Source organism: Winogradskyella sp. A2, assembly GCF_046762865.1.
Classification (GTDB): Bacteria; Bacteroidota; Bacteroidia; order Flavobacteriales; family Flavobacteriaceae; genus Winogradskyella.
Genome location: NZ_JBKQXM010000008.1, coordinates 1 through 17,419 on the forward strand (window position 1 = coordinate 1; position 17,419 = coordinate 17,419).

The window sequence follows — 17,419 nt, forward strand, 5'->3', positions numbered from 1 at the left end:
CCTCCGGTTACCGCTCCCGTGACCGGTTCGATTACCGCGCCGTCCGTCGGCAAGATATCAAATGCAAAGGTTCCTCCTATATCGCCCGTAATGCTCGCGATACCTCCATCGCAGGTCGGTGTTACCGAAAAACTAGGGTCGTCTATAGGCTGGGAACTGAACGTGACCGTTTCCGAGGCCGCGCACACTCCAGTGGTACTGTACGTTATGGTATAGGATGTATTTGGTGTGCCGTTGGTCACCTCGCCCGTATTTGGGTCTATGGTTGCTCCGTCCGTCGGTACTGTATCAAATGAATATATGCCTCCTGCCGTTGTCGTAGCTCCCGGTACGGCAATACCGCCATCACAGGTTGGCGTAACCGTAAAGGTTGCATCGTCCTCGGCCGTAACCGTTACCGTCTGTATTAAAGACTGCGGACAGTTACCGTTCGTCGTATATTCCACAGAATATGTACTTCCAGATATACCGTTTGTTATTGTACCCGAAGCCGTATCCAATATTGCCCCATCGCCTGGATCTGGATTAAAAACAAAAGTCCCGCCGGTGTCACCCGTTATGTTTGTAATGGCACCATCACACGTTGGGCTAAGATCAAAGGACGGGTCATCCAATGTGAGTACGGTCAATACTTCGGTACTACTTGCAGGACAAGTTCCTCCTGTAGTATACTCGATGGTATAGCTTACCCCTGGCGTGCCAAGGGTGACCTCTCCCGTATTAGGATCTATCGTCGCCGTATCGGTTGGCACTGGGTTGAACGCGAACGTTCCACCAGGTGTAGCCACATTTATTGCCGTTCCGCCATCACAGGTCGCATCCATTTCAAACGATGGGTCGTCTTCTGTTAGAACAGTGAACGTCAATGTACTTATCGATGGACAGATGCCGGTTGTGGTATATTGTACTTCATAGGGCAGTCCCGAAGTTGCACCGGTTACTTCCCCTGTAGCAGGATCAATATTTACTCCAACCCCAGGAAAACCGGTAAACTCAAATATACCTCCAGGCGTCGCAAGAGGCTGGTCGACCGTCGCACCGTCACAGGTAGGTGTTATAGAAAAGGACGCGTCGTCCCTTGGGTTTACGATAAGATTGAAAACAGGATTGGCAGAGGCACTATAGCATGTAGCATCACCGATTGTCTGTACCCTGACCCATATCCCCTGAGGACTAGAGGTGTTTGGATAAGGACTTGACAATGCATTTACACCGCCATCTGCATCCGAAAAGCTCAAATGGTAGGTCACCTCAAATGAACTAGGGTCTTGTGCTCCAAGAATTCCTAGAGTCTGGGATTCCAAATTGAAAAGCTCTGTTCCGTCATTTAGACCGTCATCACAAACTTCAATATCTGCTACCGGATTTATCGTTGGCTGATTACTTAAATTCAAGCTAAAGGAATAGACATCATTACATCCTGAATCTAAATACTCAATACGCACATAAACAAATTCACCATCAGTACCTGAATAATTATTTGTTCCGCCTATAGCATTAACATCATTTTCTGCATCTATTTGTAAATTATGGTATGTAACAACTAAATCACCAGCATTTGGTGCACTTGCTGTTACTACCGGTGTATTCAATTCTAAATCAAAATTGTATGGTGGTGCTCCGGGATTACAAATAACCAAGTTATTAGGTAAGTCTGTAATCAGCTCTGGTAATACCTCAACGGAAACATCTTCAGTATATGTACACCCAAAATCATCTACAGCAGTATAGGTATAGGTATAGGTACCAGCATCTGGCGGAGCCACTGTGATTACATTTCCATTAGTTGCTACAATAGTTGGATCGGTATCCCAACTCTCAGATGTTATAACTGGAGTAAATGCGAAATCTGACTCTAATAACGATTCATCAAAGTTGAGCGACCATGTAAAAATAGTACCGTCATCAATGTTTAAATGATCTTCAATAAACAATGTCCATGTACCATTTATATCGGTACCCACAAAATTAGCAAAGTCTCCAATTGGAAGGAATGGACCAGCGTCTGGATCTATTGAATTACCGGGTGTTGGAGTTCCCCCTGGTATTGTTGGGCCAGCACTTAAAATCTGTGTACCACTCATAGAAAAACAATACTCCCAACCAACTCCTGGACCAGTCCCGTCAGTTGTTATTGGGTCACCCAAAAAATTTCCACTACCAGTTTGGTTATGCAGAGTAACTTGCTGACCACTTGGGCTAATTACTATAATCTCCAGATCGCCAATCCAAGTATGCTCCATAACAATACAAATACTCTCCAGTTGTGTAGGGTCCGTTAATTGTTGGCCTAAGAAACAATTTAACTCTAATTCAGAAGTATAAGTTAGACCCATTTGAGAGCCTAAGTTGGCTTGCACACCTCCATTGGCACAATCAATTGCAAATGTAACACCTTGAACTTGACCTGTAATATCTACTTGTTCTCCATAGCAAATAGTTGCCTGATCTGAGGCGGTACCAGAAAAATCTGGATTTGACGATACATGTATGAACTGATTAATTAGATTAAAACTTGTACATCCCGCAGGATTATCATCACCAACAGCTAAGTTGACAATGTAAATACCCTCATCATTATATGTTTTCGTTACCGTTTGACCTGTATCAGAAGTTCCATCCCCGAAGTCCCATGTGTAGGTTGCACCTGTCGGATCCGCACCAAAGACACCGTCACCTTCAAACGTTACTTGATCTCCTTGACAGATTCTAATTATATCTTCAGCGTTAACAGCTGGAGTTGTGTTTACAAGTACTGCATCAATAGATTGACATGGCTCAAAACAAGAAATTTCGGCTTCCCAGCCAGCCGAGGGTCCATCCGGATTACTTGTATATACAAATGTTAAGCATCCATCTGGATTAGGTTGTCCTCCTGGATTAATCTCCGTTAGTGAGGCTATTATTAAACCAGGGTCATTAACAGCCGTAAATGTTCCTATTTCGTCATAAGTTGCATCCGGACCATTATAAATGGCCAAAAAATCTAAGTTAGCCTGAAGTTGAAAAAAAGTAAAATTCACTTGAGCCTGAAAACCTGGATTGTCAGGACACAAGGTTAAGGTTAAATTTTCATTATTTCCAGCAGGTCCAAATTCTCCTCCAGAGTCATAGAAAAATCCTGCTGAACATTGATTAAATGTCCCATTTTGCATTATTATGTCCTGCGCACTAGACACATAGGACAATAAAACCATTAAAAGTAAAAGTATTCTTTTCATCATATTCTATTGAAATTGGGACATTATTTGAACGAAATAATCAGTGCCATCTATCCTATATAAAACATTTTGTGATGGATAAAAATCCAAGTTATATTTCAATGGGTTAAATCCATACCTATCAAAAACCATATCTCTTTTTAATTCAGGATTGTAATGATTGAATAATTCAACTTCAGATAGGTTTATATAATTGCGATGTTTTGCTTTTTCATTTAATCTCAGAAGGTTTATTCTATTTCTTAGTAAGTGCTTTATTCGTTTTAAATGTGCTTTATCATTTAAAACAACATCTTGTGTTGATTCTTGATAAACCTCCTTGATTTTTGCCATTTCACTGCTCGTTAATGGCGCATCCACATTTGGTTTATATTTTACAGCTTTGAACTTTATATTTTGTGCTGTTTGACCTATAATTTCACTGGAAGAAAACAATAAAAACAAGATCAGGATTCTTAGAAGGAATCTATACATAATTATGAATTTATTAAAGTTGTGAAAATTAAGAAAATTTTATAATTATTAATGTTAATTTGTCAATGTAATGCGTAATTCACCGGATTTATTAATATAACAGCTGTAATTATAAAAGTCCTACCTTATTGATACTATTTTTATTACGTATCTTTGCACTTCGTTTATGGTAAAAATAATTATTTTAAACTATGAGAATTGATAGCGAGTTTAATGATATAGACGCTCTTGGAGATGACCATGTTTCTTCTTCTAGTGAAACTCCAATGAGAGACGACGCTTTTAAGCTGACAAATAAGGAGAAAATGGATATCATTAAAGACGATGTTAGACATATTTTGGAAACTTTGGGATTGGACTTAACTGATGATAGTCTCAAAGGTACCCCAAGGCGCGTTGCAAAGATGTTTGTTAACGAAATATTTGGCGGATTAGATCCTGCTAAAAAACCAAGTGCCTCTACGTTTGAAAACAAATATAAATATGGCGAGATGTTAGTAGAGAAGAATATCACTGTATATTCTACTTGTGAGCATCACTTATTACCAATTGTAGGCAAAGCACATGTAGCTTATATTTCAAATGGTACTGTGGTAGGATTATCTAAAATGAACCGTATTGTAGATTATTTTGCGAAACGACCACAGGTACAAGAACGACTGACTATTCAAATTGTAAAAGAACTTCAAAAAGTACTAAATACTGAAGATGTTGCCTGTGTTATTGATGCCAAACACCTTTGCGTTAATTCACGTGGTATTAGAGATATTGAAAGTAGTACAGTGACATCTGAATTTGGAGGTAAATTCAAAGAGAAGGAAACCAAAAGAGAATTCTTAGACTACATTCAGTTAGATACAAAATTTTAGTTGCTAAATCTATAGCTTAGTTATAGATTTGTTTTTACATTCTATCAGACATTTACATCATGCCTTTATACGAAACTCAATCCATAAAAATTTATAATTCCCTTAGTGGTGAAAAAGAGGGTTTTAAGCCTATAACTCCAGGTTATGTTGGGATGTATGTTTGTGGACCAACAGTTTATAGCAATGTACATCTTGGTAATGTGAGAACATTCATGTCTTTTGATGTCATTTACAGATATTTGAAACACTTAGAATATAAGGTAAGATATGTCAGAAATATTACTGATGCTGGGCATTTAGAAAACGATGCTGATGAAGGTGAAGATAGAATTGCTAAAAAAGCAAGACTTGAAGCTATAGAACCAATGGAAGTTGTGCAGCGATACACTGTAGATTTTCATAACATTTTAAATACCTTCAATTTTTTACCACCAAGTATTGAGCCAACTGCAACTGGGCATATCATTGAGCAAATTGAAATTATTAAAAGTATAGTTTACAATGGCTTTGCCTATGAGGTGAATGGTTCAGTTTATTTTGATGTTTTAAAATACAACGAAAGTAAGAGTTACGGAATTCTGAGTAAAAGAAAGGTTGAAGACTTGATTCATAATACAAGAGCTCTTGACGGTCAGTCCGACAAAAAGAACCCTCAAGATTTTGCACTATGGAAAAAAGCAGAACCACAACATATTATGCGTTGGCCATCACCTTGGAGTGATGGATTCCCAGGATGGCATCTAGAATGTACTGCAATGAGTACCAAGTATTTGGGTGAGCAGTTTGATATTCATGGTGGTGGAATGGATTTAAAATTTCCACATCACGAATGTGAAATAGCCCAAGCTGAAGCTACAAATGATAAAGCACCGGTTAACTATTGGCTTCATGCCAATATGCTTATCATGAATGGCAAGAAAATGGCAAAATCTACTGGTAATTATATTTTACCTAATGAAATATTCTCTGGTGACAATCAACATATAACAAAAGCATATCTACCAAGTGTTGCTAGATTCTTTATGCTTCAGGCTCATTACAGAAGTATTTTAGACTTTACTAATAATGGATTATTGGCTAGTGAAAAGGGATATTTTAGATTAATGGAAGCCATAAATTTGTTAGATGACCTAAAAGCAAGTAGTAATTCCTCAACTGATATTCAAAGCTGGAAGCAGAAATGTTATGACGCTATGAATGACGATTTTAATACTCCTGTTTTAATTGCGAATCTATTTGAAGGCGCTAAATTTATCAATCAGATAAAAGACGGAAGTACTACAATTACAAATGAAGACTTGGAGCTTTTAAAATCTACGATTAAGACCTTCACCTTTGATATTCTAGGACTTAAAAACAGTGATAAAGAAGTTGCAGGTAATGATAAATTGTCAAGCGCTGTGGAAATCTTAATCAACCTTAGAAAAGAAGCAAGGGTTAACAAAGATTTCGCATTATCTGATAAAATCAGGGATGAATTAGCAGATGCAGGTATACAATTGCAAGATGGTAAAGATGGAACGACTTTTACGACCAAATAGTTGTGAAAAAGGTTCTTACATATCCATTTCTGTTCTTAATTAAAGTATATCAAAACGTAATTTCCCCTTTAACTCCTGCTACATGCAGATACCAACCAACATGTTCTCATTATGCCAAAGAAGCATTAGAAGTCCATGGCATATTTAAAGGTGGTAAACTTGCTATAAAACGAATTTTTAGTTGTCATCCTTGGGGTGGAAAAGGATTTGATCCAGTACCTCCAAAAGAAGATTAATAATACGTTAATCTCTCTACCAAAACCTATCAAAATATTATATTTACGGCATAAAGTAAACACCTATGCATTCAATACAAATTGTTTGGGATCCGATTAAATATTTAGACCTGGGATTTTTTAAGCTTCACTTTTATAGTGTTATGTGGATTGTAGCCTTTATACTTGGGTTCTACATTATGAAGCGTATCTATAGAAATGAAAACCAATCTGATGAGTCTTTAGATTCGTTGTTTATTTATTCTGTAATAGGTATAATGCTAGGTGCAAGATTAGGACATGTTATATTCTACCAATCCGAATTAATTACAGAAGACTTCTTTAGTATATTCTTACCTTTTAAATTTAAAGGTGGTTTTGAATTTACTGGCTTCCAAGGGCTTGCGAGTCATGGTGCTGCGATAGCTATGATTATTTCAATGTATTTATACAACAAAAAAATATTGAAAAAATCTGTGCTTTGGATTTTAGATCGTGTGGTTGTTCCAGTGGCACTTGGCGCTGTTTTTGTTAGAATAGGCAACTTCATTAACTCTGAAATTATTGGAAAATTTACCAATAGTGAATTTGGAGTCGTATTTAAACAATTAGGAGAAAATCAACCAAGGCATCCTGCGCAGTTATACGAAGCTTTTTGTTACGTTTTTGTATTCTTAATTCTCTTTTATTTTTATTGGAAAACCAAAAAAGCTGAACAACAAGGATTTCTATTTGGATTATTTTTAGTTCTACTTTGGACTGTTAGATTCTTTGTGGAATATGTAAAAGTTAGTCAAGGTGGCATTGAGGACTATTTTGGCAATGTACTATCTACGGGACAATTACTAAGCATACCGTTTATACTAATAGGACTTTATTTTATGTTTATGTATAAACCTAAAACGCAGATTAAGTAATGTCTTTAAAGCAAATACTCAAATTCTCTTTTGTAGTTTCTATACTTGTATCACTTCATAATTGTAAAGAGGATAAGGTATCTATTACTAAGGATAAAGTAGAAGTTTTGTTCAAAAAAGAAGGAACATTAAATTTAAAAAAAGCCATTTCTGATTCAATTATTAAAAGTATCGATATTGAAATTGCAGATAATGAATACGAAACTCAAACCGGTCTAATGTACAGAACTGAATTGGGAATTAATCAAGGTATGCTGTTCATATTTCCTGATGTTTCATTACGTAGTTTTTACATGAAGAACACTAAAATTCCATTAGACATCATTTATATAAATGACGAGAAAACAATTGTAAGTTTTCAAAAAAACGCAAAACCATTAGATGAGACTTCACTTCCATCTGATGCACCAGCTAAATACGTTTTAGAAATTAATGGTGGTCTTTCTGATCAGTGGAAACTTGAGATTGGAGATAAAATTGAGTTTAGTGTTATAGACTAGTTAATGGTATCCTATTTTTGTGACAATAAAAGCTATACAAGCCATAAAAATTATAACGTAAAATAGTCTTAGCTTAACATTATTACATAAAAACATTCCGCAAACAGCAAGTAGAGCCATAAAACCAGTCTCAAACCTTGCGCATAAAATACCTAGAATCATAACGATTAAAAGTAAATGGGTCCAAGTATTTCTGGATTTCCATAACATTGCAAAAGCAATGAAAGATTCTATTATAACTGTGAGCCATGCGTAGATTACACTTATCTTTCCAAGGTTTGGGATAATATCTTTCATTACAATAGATTGCTGTATGTTTGGATTTGTATCATGCAAAGCCAATAGCTGTTCCTGATTACTTTTCACAACTTCTAAACTATCTGGAAAGAAATTAATAAAAAACCTAAAAAGCGCACCTCTATTTATCATGTAATAATAAAAATCACCACTCATAAATTGACTCGACAAGAGCTTTTGTATAACAGAAGTAAGGATGACAATAACCAAAATCAACTGAATGTTATTTAGAAAGATATCCTTATCTTGATGATAGACATACAATATGACCGCCAACACTACAAATAGTAGCATAAAGTGATGATTCGCCACCCAATAATATGAGTAACATAAGTCTATTATAAGCAGTACAAGTCCTAGAATCAAAAGAATAGGATGGTCTGTTTTATCACGCAACAGATACCAACTCAATAAACCAACGAATATTAAAGGTGCTTTCCAGAGAACATGTTCCTCTGCTAGTATGAATACATAGACACATAGCAGTAAAACTAATAGTTGCGTACCTAAGACAATTTGGTCATTAAATTTGTCTTTTATGGATAACCAGTAATTCACAGGTCTTGGTGTTTTAAATAAGTTTCGTTCTCCAATACTCTTGTATAAACACCACTTTCTGAATTCATTAAAGGCCTCCAAATCTGGATATTAATACTATCTCTTTTAGTAGTTTTTAAAATAAGTTCTGCAGATTTCTTAAGATTAATATCATTTGGCATTAACATTAAAAACCCTAAAGATTCTTTCATGCTGTCGTCTTTTATTAAAGAATCTACAGACATGTCTGGAATGTAAATTTGATTGTAGTAATAATGAATTTCTGAATACATACCAAAACCGCCACCTTTCCATTTATTCAAATTTTTTGTTTTAACAGAATAAAACTGAATTGCTATAACAACAAGCATAAAGCTAGATATGCCATATTTTAATAAAAAAGATTTCGGTGTGCTGGTCATTTGCTTTATTGAGATCACTAAAATATAAATAAACTATTAAAGGGATTAGAAACTAAAAATGCCTTCCCGATATGGAAAGGCATTTTTAATATCTATTCAACAAGTTGATTACGCCTCGTCTTCTTCTTTTTCTTTCTTCTTTAAAGATTCTGCTGCATCTCCTTTTTTGGCAGTATCATACATTAACGGTGTTGCGATAAACATAGAAGAATATGTACCAACTATCACACCCACTATTAAGGCAAATAATAACCCTCTTAAAGAATCTGCGCCAAAGACAAACATTGCCAATAACACAACTAAGGTAGTTACAGATGTGTTCAATGTTCTACTTAATGTACTATTAAGAGACGCGTTAATTGTTTTACCAAACTCCCAAGACGTATGCTCATTTAAGAATTCTCTAATTCTATCAAATACAACCACGGTATCATTAAGCGAGTACCCAATTACAGTTAATATCGCTGCTATGAAAGCTTGATCAATTTCCATACTAAATGGCATAAATCTCCATGTTATTGAGAAAATACCCAATACAATTAATACATCATGGAAAACGGCTGCAACTGCACCCAACGAAAATTGCCATTTTTTAAATCTAAATAAGATATAAAGGAAGACTACGACCAATGAGCCCAGAATAGCCCAAACTGACGATTTCTTAATGTCATCTGCAATAGTTGGACTTACTTTACTCGAAAACATCTTTCCAATCTTGGCATCTCCAGAGCCATCAAGAAATTCTTCATAGGTTATTCCATCCGGTAAGTATTTAGTCAATACTTCAAATAATTTAGACTGCACCTCTTCATCAGTATCAGTAGAGTTGTCTTCTACTTTATATTTAGTTGAAATCTTTAACTGATTGGCACCACCAATAGTCTTTACTTCAGCACTACCAAATTCGGCATTTAAATCGCCTTTAACTTCTTCAACGCTCACCTCTTGAGCAAATCTTACCAAGTAAGTTCGACCACCAACGAAATCAATTCCTTGGTCTAATCCTGTTGTAAATAAGGATCCAACACTCGCAATTAATAAGATACTAGAAATAACATAGGCAATTTTTCGTTTTCTCAAGAAGTTGATATTCACATTCTTGAAAAGTCCTTTTGTCATTGCAGTTGAGAAATCTAATTTCCCTCCTCTATTTACATACCAATCAATTAATAATCTCGTAATAAAAATTGCTGTAAATAAAGACGTTACGATACCAATTATTAAAGTTGTAGCAAATCCTTTAATTGGCCCTGTACCAAACACAAATAATATTAACGCCGTTAAACCTGTTGTGATATTTGCATCTAATATTGAAGACAATGCATTTGCAAAACCATCTTTAACAGATTCTTTTTGCGATTTACCTTTATCTATTTCCTCCCTTATACGTTCAAAAATAAGTACATTGGCATCAACCGATATACCAATTGTTAATACGATACCTGCAATACCTGGTAAGGTTAATACTGCACCTAAACTTGCTAATACACCAAAGATTAAAAGTATGTTTAACAATAACGCCACATCTGCAGCAAAACCTGCTTTACCATAGTAAAAAATCATCCAAAGAAGCACAAAAGCTAATGCAATTAAAAAGGATTTCATACCACTATCAATAGCTTCTTGACCCAAAGACGGTCCAACTTCTTCAGCTTGAACTATTTCTGCAGAAGCAGGTAATTTACCCGCTCTTAATACGTTAGCTAAATCTATTGCCTCAGTTAGTGAGAAGGCACCAGATATTTGTGATCTACCACCTGCAATTGCTCCATTAGAAACACTAGGCGCAGAATAAACAATATTATCTAATACAATGGCAATATAACCTTGAGTTTCAAATGCTTTTTTGGTCATTTCTTCCCAAGTTTTTGCTCCTTTAGCATTCATCTGCATACTTACAGCTGGTCTACTAATTTGGTCATAATCTTGATTTGCATCAGTAATAACAGCACCACTTAATGGAGGCACACCATCTCTATTGCCTTTGATAGCATATAATTCTGAGTACTCGGAATCTTTATCTTGAATTCCCCAAACAAATTTTGCAAAGCGCATCTCTGCTGGGAGTAATGCTCTATTCTTTGAATTGTTTAATTCTTCTAATACCTTTTCTCTATCTTTAGCTAAGAATATCGCTGCTACAGATCCACCATTTCCATAACTCTGAATGCCTAATGGATTTATATCCGCAACATCTGTAGAGTCAGTTTCTATCTGACCTGTTAATTCATCAATTGCGCTTTCTGTACTGTCTACAACTTCTTCAGCTTCAGCAACCTCAGTTGATGCATCTACTTTATCTTTATTAGCTTCAACTAAAGCTTGATTTACTTGAAGAATATATGGTAATACTTCTTGCGTCTTATACGTTTCCCAGAATTGTAATTGTGCAGTTTTTGTAATAATATCTACAACACGCTTTTTATCTTTAGCTCCAGGTAATTCAATTAAGATACGACCAGAATTCCCTAATCGTTGAATGTTAGGTGACGTTACACCAAATCCATCGATACGATTACGTAATACTTCAAAGGCAGAAACTATAGATTCATCTATCTTAGTTTCAAGAATACCCTTTACTTCATCGTCCGACATATCAAATTTAATGACATCACTTAAGTCACGATTGGCAAATATATCTGGAGAAGCTAGTTTAGTATCTCCCTTTATAGCGTCAAAAGCTCTAAAGAAAGATTCTAGGTAAGATTCTTGCGCATCCTTTTGTAATTCTTCTGCATCATCAAGGGCCTTATTAAAGATTGGATCTCTACTATTATTGGCCAAACCTTTTAGGATGTCTTTTACGGAAATCTGTATGATAGCATTAATACCACCTTTAAGGTCAAGACCTAATTTCATGGCATTCTCTTCTACTTCATTATAAGTGTATTGAGCAACACCCATATTATAAACTTCAATAGATTCAAAATCCTCACCTACTTTAATTTTAGAGGTTTTTAAAGAGTCTAAGTAATCAATTTCTGCTTGGTTTCTTTTGTCTTGGTAATCCTCATCTGTTTCTGCATACTTACTTACAGCATATGTCTTAGCTTCATCTTCTATTTGATTCGCTTTAAACGTAAATGATAATTGGTAAATACTCACCAATCCAAATAGGAGTGCAAACAGTTTAATTATTCCTTTGTTTTGCATTTTATTGTTGTTTTATGTCGAAAATTAGTCGCGCAAATATAGAGTTTAGCGTCTTATCCGACAATTATTTTTTATTGTTAAATGGGTTTCTACTTTTTGATTGAAAAAGTATTTGAATTGAATAGGGGAATTATTTCAGATTAGCTATTCCCTAACAATGAAGGTCCTGCTCTCACCTCAGGAATTTGATAAGAAAATTTGTTCTTATTAAAATGAAAGATACTCAGTAAGTTAAATCTTGAGTATAATTTAGAACTGTAATTCTCAATATCTTCTTTTGTAGAAGTATTTTTTAATTTTGGAAAATAGTAACGATCGCTCTTGTGATTTAACTCAGTGATTTCTGTTCCTTCAAAATCCCAATTGTTTATTGGTTTATCTTGAATTTCTGATACATTGAATTTATAAACCTCTTCATTTTCAGATTTTGATTTATCATTTGAATCATCTTCATAAGAATAATCTAAAACAAGATTTTCTTGATTAGAAAGCACCTTACGAATGCTCTTAACATTGGCTTCACTATAATATGTGATTTTTAATTGACCACTACTATACTTAACTATTTGCAGTTTCTCAGCACCAATTTCTTGAAGCTGTTGTTTTAAGGATTCTATGGCAAAATTTGCCTTATCTGAAGAAATTTGATCATTAGAAAATTGAATAACAATTTGTTGATTAGGCGAAATGTTATGCTCAATATATGTTCCTAAGAACATGAGCATTACCATTACAATACCAAAATGTAATTTCAATTTCATCCGCCAAATATAAAAAATAAAGACTGTATTGCTACAGTCTTTATAATAATATATAATGTTCTAATTTATTTATAAATCTAAAAGCCCATTTGTTTTCTTAACACCTTCAGCACTTTCTGCCAAGTGTGCTTTTTCAGCATCGCTTAACGGTACATCTACTATCTTTTCAATACCATTGCGCCCTAAAATTACAGGTACACCAATACATAAATCACTCAATCCATATTCTCCTTCTAATAAGGTAGAACAAGGGAACATTTTTTTCTGGTCACATGCTATTGCCTGTACCAAACCACTAACTGCTGCACCAGGTGCGTACCAAGCAGAAGTTCCTAATAACTTGGTCAAAGTTGCTCCGCCAACTTTAGTATCTTCTTTAACTTGGTTTAATCTTTCTTCAGAAATAAACTCAGAAACATTAATACTGTTTCTCGTTGCATGTGATGTTAAAGGTACCATTCCTTTATCACTATGTCCTCCGATAACCATACCATCTATATCACTTATTGGTGCATCCAATGCTTCTGCTAATCTATATTTAAATCTTGCAGAATCTAATGCGCCACCCATTCCGATAATTTTATGCTTTAGTAAATCCGTAGTTTGATGAACTAAATAAGTCATAGTATCCATTGGATTACTTACCACTATAATAATTGTATTTGGTGAGTGCTGCACTAAACTTGAAGATACAGATTTTACAATACCTGCATTTATACCAATTAATTCTTCACGTGTCATACCTGGTTTACGAGGAATACCAGATGTGATTACGCAAATATCACTATTTGCTGTTTTAGAATAGTCATTTGTACTACCTGTAATCTTAGTATCAAAAGCATTTAAAGACGCGCATTGCATTAAGTCCATTGCTTTACCTTCTGCATAGCCTTCTTTAATATCGAGAATTACAACTTCAGAAGCAAAGTTTTTCATTGCTATATATTCTGCACAACTTGCGCCTACTGCACCAGCGCCAACTACGGTTACTTTCATTTTAAAATTGTTTATAACGTTAAAAATTCGAGTACAAATTTACAGCTTTAAGGTCTAATTTCCATGACATAAGTCATAGTATTAAAAAATAAAAAAAGCAGTCTATTAAAGACTGCTTTTATATAAACCATATGATAATTTACTATCTAAAACTAAAGGCGATACCCAAAGATGCCGTATTATATTCTTGAAACGTATAATCTGCAAAAATCTTAAAAAAGGCTAGATTCAATCTTGTTCCTAAAGTAGCACGCATACCGTTAGATTCAAAATCTAAGTTTATAGGATTACTAATTGTTTCATCAACAGTGCCTATTGTATTGCCACTGCCATCTTCTAAATCATATGTTAAGGTATAATCTCCTTTCATCTTTGCCGTTGTTTTACCATTGTTATAACCAACACTACCATAAAAAGTAATAATTTTAAAATCTAAAGATCCTAATGCTTGTACTGTCCATGTATTCATCTTAAATTCTGCTTCTCCATTACTAACTGCTACATTGTCAATTAAATCATCGTCTTCAATATTATAAGTGACAGTCATATTTGTAAAAGCTGCTAAAATTGAAATACTTAGCGGTAATTTGTCCATAGGTCCAAAATACTGAGTCAAATCGTGTTGAAGCCCAAAACCAACGAGGCCCGATTCAAAATCATCATCAAAAGCTAGGTTGGGTACAAATCTTGCCTTAATATCTGTTTTAAAAGGCAAACCAAATCCTACCTGAACTGATGGTGCAGGTACTGCACTGGCAGGTAAATCTTCTGCTATACCACCTGGCATGTCAAAACTAGCCACCTTAAATGTTCCATCTCCAACAGGTACAGATACATCTATCGTGGTCTCTGAATCATTCTCACTCATAACGGTTGGTATTTGACTCTCTCCATTTGGCAATGTCAGAAATTCATAGTCACTAGGCGCAAAAGCAAAAAATTGTGCTTCATCTGGTACAAAAGATAGATTTGCACCAATGGTAATATCAAATCCAAATTTTTTGTGCACTTTGGCTGTGGTAGCCCAGCCACCATTCATACTATACATTAAGCCTTCAATAGCAGGACTTAAATAGTTTTGTGTTAGTAAACTGGCATCATCAGAGGCGAGTAAAATAGTTTCTAATTCTTGAGCATTACTAATTTGAATACTCGTAATGATTAGTATTGAGGCAATTAACTTTTTCATTTTTAATAGGTTAAGATTGGGGTAAATCTATAAAAAAAAATCTAATTAACGCATTTTATCGTGTTTTTTTGTATTTAATCGTTAAATAATTAAAGTGAAGCATTGAATTATTTATTAAGATTTTTTGAGATTTCTAAGTTGTTTTAATTGTTGTTAAACAAAATAAAAAAAGCCACACCTAAAAAGGTATGGCTCTTATTATACTGTTATTATCTAAACCTAAATAAAACTAGGCATCAATATTAGCATATATAGCATTCTTCTCAATAAACTCTCTACGAGGTGGCACCTCGTCACCCATTAACATTGAGAATATACGATCTGCTTCTACACCATTATCAATTTGTACTTGGCGCATTGTCCTAAACTCAGGATTCATTGTAGTGTCCCAAAGTTGCTCGGCATTCATTTCACCAAGACCCTTATAACGCTGAATTTTTGCACTTTCACCAAAACTCGTTACAATTTCGTCACGTTCTTGATCGCTCCAAGCATATTGCTTTTTAGCACCTTTTTTAACCAAATATAAAGGTGGTGTTGCAATATAAATATGTCCGTTTTCTACCAACTCTTTCATATATCTAAAGAAGAATGTTAGAATTAATGTTGCAATGTGGCTACCATCAATATCGGCATCACACATAATAACAACTTTATGATATCGCAACTTAGAGAGGTTTAAGGCTCTTGGGTCCTCCTCAGTTCCTATTGTAACACCTAGTGCCGTAAATATATTTTTGATTTCTTCATTCTCAAAAACCTTATGTTGCATCGCCTTTTCTACATTAAGAATTTTACCTCTTAACGGTAAGATAGCCTGAAAGGCTCTATCTCTACCTTGCTTTGCCGTACCACCTGCAGAATCACCCTCTACAAGGAATACTTCACATTTTGCAGGATCTTGCTCTGAACAATCTGATAATTTACCAGGTAATCCGCCAATGCTCATTACCGTTTTACGTTGCACCATTTCACGCGCTTTTTGTGCCGCGTGACGTGCTTGCGCCGCCAATATTACTTTTTGAACAATGATCTTGGCATCGTCTGGGTGCTCCTCTAAGTAATCGGTAAGCATTTCTGAAACGGCCTGAGACACCGAAGAAGATACTTCTCTGTTACCGAGTTTTGTTTTAGTCTGACCTTCAAACTGAGGTTCTTGAACCTTTACAGAAATAATCGCTGTTAACCCTTCACGGAAATCGTCTCCAGCAATATCAAACTTTAATTTGTCTAACATACCAGAACTATCTGCATATTTCTTAAGCGTGTGCGTTAATCCACGACGAAAACCAGTTAAATGTGTACCACCTTCGTGTGTATTGATATTATTTACATAAGAGTGTAAATTTTCTGCATAAGACGTATTATAAACCATAGCTACCTCAACTGGCACGCCATTCTTTTCACCCTCAAACGCTATCACATCTTTCATTAAAGGTTCACGATTACCATCTAAATATTTCACAAATTCTGGTAAACCATTCTCAGAGTGAAACGTTTCACCTTCAAAAGAACCATCTTCCTTTTTATGACGGCGATCTATTAAATGAACTGTGATTCCTTTATTAAGGAATGATAATTCGCGCATACGACTCGCTAGGGTATCATAATTATACTCTATTGTTTGCGTAAAAATTGTGGTATCTGGTCTAAAGGTAACTGTTGTTCCTCTTTTATCTGTAGTGCCAACTTGTTTAACTGGGTACATGGTCTTACCACGTTCATATTCTTGCTCCCATATTTTACCGTCTCTATACACCGTAGCTTTTAAATGCTCAGATAAGGCATTAACACAACTTACACCTACACCATGTAAACCACCAGAGACTTTATAAGAATCTTTATCAAACTTACCACCTGCACCAATTTTTGTCATTACAACCTCTAATGCAGATACGCCTTCTTTTTTGTGAAGGTCTACAGGTATACCACGTCCATCATCTTCGGTGGTAATAGAATTATCTTCATTAATAATTACGGTAATATTATCACAATGACCTGCTAAGGCTTCATCAATAGAGTTATCTACAACTTCATATACTAAATGGTGTAATCCTCTTGTACCTACGTCACCAATGTACATGGATGGACGCATACGCACATGCTCCATTCCTTCTAACGCCTGAATACTATCAGCTGAGTAATTGTGCTTGTTAAATTCTTCTTTCTTTTCGCTCATTATTTTCGATAAAATTTAGTTCGATTTATGACATAAAAAAATGACACGTTTGTATCATTTTTGAATACTAACAAATATACGATTTTATAAGGCGTTTTAAAAGGTTTTTACCTATTGAATAGGATAATTATCAACAATTGTTAAAAAC

General features: G+C 35.0%; 14 protein-coding genes. 5 read left to right on the plus strand and 9 right to left on the minus strand.

Annotation, left to right across the window (positions count from 1 at the left end):
• Together ACFWV9_RS14160 and ACFWV9_RS14165 are read right to left on the minus strand one after the other, a co-directional pair.
• Nucleotides 1-3,224 (minus strand): PKD domain-containing protein (locus ACFWV9_RS14160; RefSeq protein ID WP_411895890.1); only part of this gene is annotated, 3,224 nt, incomplete at its 3' end.
• Nucleotides 3,225-3,227: 3 nt separating this feature from the next.
• Nucleotides 3,228-3,695 (minus strand): hypothetical protein, encoded by a 468-nt coding sequence (locus ACFWV9_RS14165; RefSeq protein WP_411895891.1) that lies wholly within the window; start codon nucleotides 3,693-3,695, stop codon nucleotides 3,228-3,230.
• 191 nt (nucleotides 3,696-3,886) lie between these two features.
• Between ACFWV9_RS14165 and folE the strand changes: the two genes are divergently transcribed.
• From folE to ACFWV9_RS14190, 5 genes are all read left to right on the plus strand, one after another.
• Entirely contained in the window at nucleotides 3,887-4,564 is a 678-nt protein-coding gene (folE, locus tag ACFWV9_RS14170) for a GTP cyclohydrolase I FolE (RefSeq protein ID WP_411895892.1), read from the plus strand.
• 59 nt (nucleotides 4,565-4,623) lie between these two features.
• Nucleotides 4,624-6,105 carry a cysteine--tRNA ligase gene (gene cysS / locus ACFWV9_RS14175; RefSeq protein ID WP_411895893.1) on the plus strand — a complete coding sequence of 494 codons (1,482 nt, stop codon included), beginning with the start codon at nucleotides 4,624-4,626 and terminating at the stop codon, nucleotides 6,103-6,105.
• 2 nt (nucleotides 6,106-6,107) lie between these two features.
• Complete coding sequence (gene yidD / locus ACFWV9_RS14180; protein ID WP_411895894.1) at nucleotides 6,108-6,341, plus strand: membrane protein insertion efficiency factor YidD; 234 nt, start codon at nucleotides 6,108-6,110, stop codon at nucleotides 6,339-6,341.
• 65 nt (nucleotides 6,342-6,406) lie between these two features.
• Nucleotides 6,407-7,237, plus strand: coding sequence for a prolipoprotein diacylglyceryl transferase (lgt, locus tag ACFWV9_RS14185; protein ID WP_411895895.1), 831 nt, complete (start codon nucleotides 6,407-6,409; stop codon nucleotides 7,235-7,237).
• Complete coding sequence (locus ACFWV9_RS14190) at nucleotides 7,237-7,737, plus strand: DUF192 domain-containing protein (protein ID WP_411895896.1); 501 nt, start codon at nucleotides 7,237-7,239, stop codon at nucleotides 7,735-7,737. The genes lgt and ACFWV9_RS14190 overlap by 1 nt, the downstream gene beginning before the upstream one ends.
• Here ACFWV9_RS14190 and ACFWV9_RS14195 read toward each other — a convergent pair whose 3' ends face one another.
• From ACFWV9_RS14195 to gyrB, 7 genes are all read right to left on the minus strand, one after another.
• Nucleotides 7,738-8,592, minus strand: a complete 855-nt coding sequence (locus ACFWV9_RS14195) for a hypothetical protein (RefSeq protein WP_411895897.1) — start codon at nucleotides 8,590-8,592, stop codon at nucleotides 7,738-7,740.
• A complete protein-coding gene (locus ACFWV9_RS14200; RefSeq protein WP_411895898.1) occupies nucleotides 8,589-8,894 on the minus strand; it encodes a hypothetical protein in 306 nt (101 codons plus the stop codon). Before ACFWV9_RS14200 ends, ACFWV9_RS14195 begins: the two co-directional genes overlap by 4 nt.
• Nucleotides 8,895-9,101: 207 nt before the next feature.
• Nucleotides 9,102-12,146, minus strand: coding sequence for a protein translocase subunit SecDF (secDF, locus tag ACFWV9_RS14205; RefSeq protein ID WP_411895899.1), 3,045 nt, complete (start codon nucleotides 12,144-12,146; stop codon nucleotides 9,102-9,104).
• 140 nt (nucleotides 12,147-12,286) lie between these two features.
• The gene (locus ACFWV9_RS14210) at nucleotides 12,287-12,907 is read right to left on the minus strand and encodes a hypothetical protein (protein ID WP_411895900.1); all 621 of its coding nucleotides are present in this window, start codon (nucleotides 12,905-12,907) and stop codon (nucleotides 12,287-12,289) included.
• A gap of 69 nt (nucleotides 12,908-12,976) precedes the next feature.
• Nucleotides 12,977-13,903 (minus strand): malate dehydrogenase, encoded by a 927-nt coding sequence (locus ACFWV9_RS14215; RefSeq protein ID WP_411895901.1) that lies wholly within the window; start codon nucleotides 13,901-13,903, stop codon nucleotides 12,977-12,979.
• A gap of 142 nt (nucleotides 13,904-14,045) precedes the next feature.
• On the minus strand, nucleotides 14,046-15,092 hold the full coding sequence (locus tag ACFWV9_RS14220) for a DUF6588 family protein (RefSeq protein ID WP_411895902.1): 1,047 nt from the start codon (nucleotides 15,090-15,092) through the stop codon (nucleotides 14,046-14,048).
• Nucleotides 15,093-15,321: 229 nt separating this feature from the next.
• Nucleotides 15,322-17,271 (minus strand): DNA topoisomerase (ATP-hydrolyzing) subunit B, encoded by a 1,950-nt coding sequence (gene gyrB / locus ACFWV9_RS14225; RefSeq protein ID WP_411895903.1) that lies wholly within the window; start codon nucleotides 17,269-17,271, stop codon nucleotides 15,322-15,324.
• Between the last annotated feature and the right edge of the window lie 148 nt (nucleotides 17,272-17,419).

Bases quoted from the DNA above. Each gene is read 5' to 3' on its own strand.
- ACFWV9_RS14165 (WP_411895891.1), bottom strand. From the start codon at position 3,695: ATGTATAGATTCCTTCTAAGAATCCTGATCTTGTTTTTATTGTTTTCT.
- folE (WP_411895892.1), top strand. From the start codon at position 3,887: ATGAGAATTGATAGCGAGTTTAATGATATAGACGCTCTTGGAGATGAC.
- cysS (WP_411895893.1), top strand. From the start codon at position 4,624: ATGCCTTTATACGAAACTCAATCCATAAAAATTTATAATTCCCTTAGT.
- lgt (WP_411895895.1), top strand. From the start codon at position 6,407: ATGCATTCAATACAAATTGTTTGGGATCCGATTAAATATTTAGACCTG.
- ACFWV9_RS14190 (WP_411895896.1), top strand. From the start codon at position 7,237: ATGTCTTTAAAGCAAATACTCAAATTCTCTTTTGTAGTTTCTATACTT.
- secDF (WP_411895899.1), bottom strand. From the start codon at position 12,146: ATGCAAAACAAAGGAATAATTAAACTGTTTGCACTCCTATTTGGATTG.
- ACFWV9_RS14210 (WP_411895900.1), bottom strand. From the start codon at position 12,907: ATGAAATTGAAATTACATTTTGGTATTGTAATGGTAATGCTCATGTTC.
- ACFWV9_RS14215 (WP_411895901.1), bottom strand. From the start codon at position 13,903: ATGAAAGTAACCGTAGTTGGCGCTGGTGCAGTAGGCGCAAGTTGTGCA.
- ACFWV9_RS14220 (WP_411895902.1), bottom strand. From the start codon at position 15,092: ATGAAAAAGTTAATTGCCTCAATACTAATCATTACGAGTATTCAAATT.
- gyrB (WP_411895903.1), bottom strand. From the start codon at position 17,271: ATGAGCGAAAAGAAAGAAGAATTTAACAAGCACAATTACTCAGCTGAT.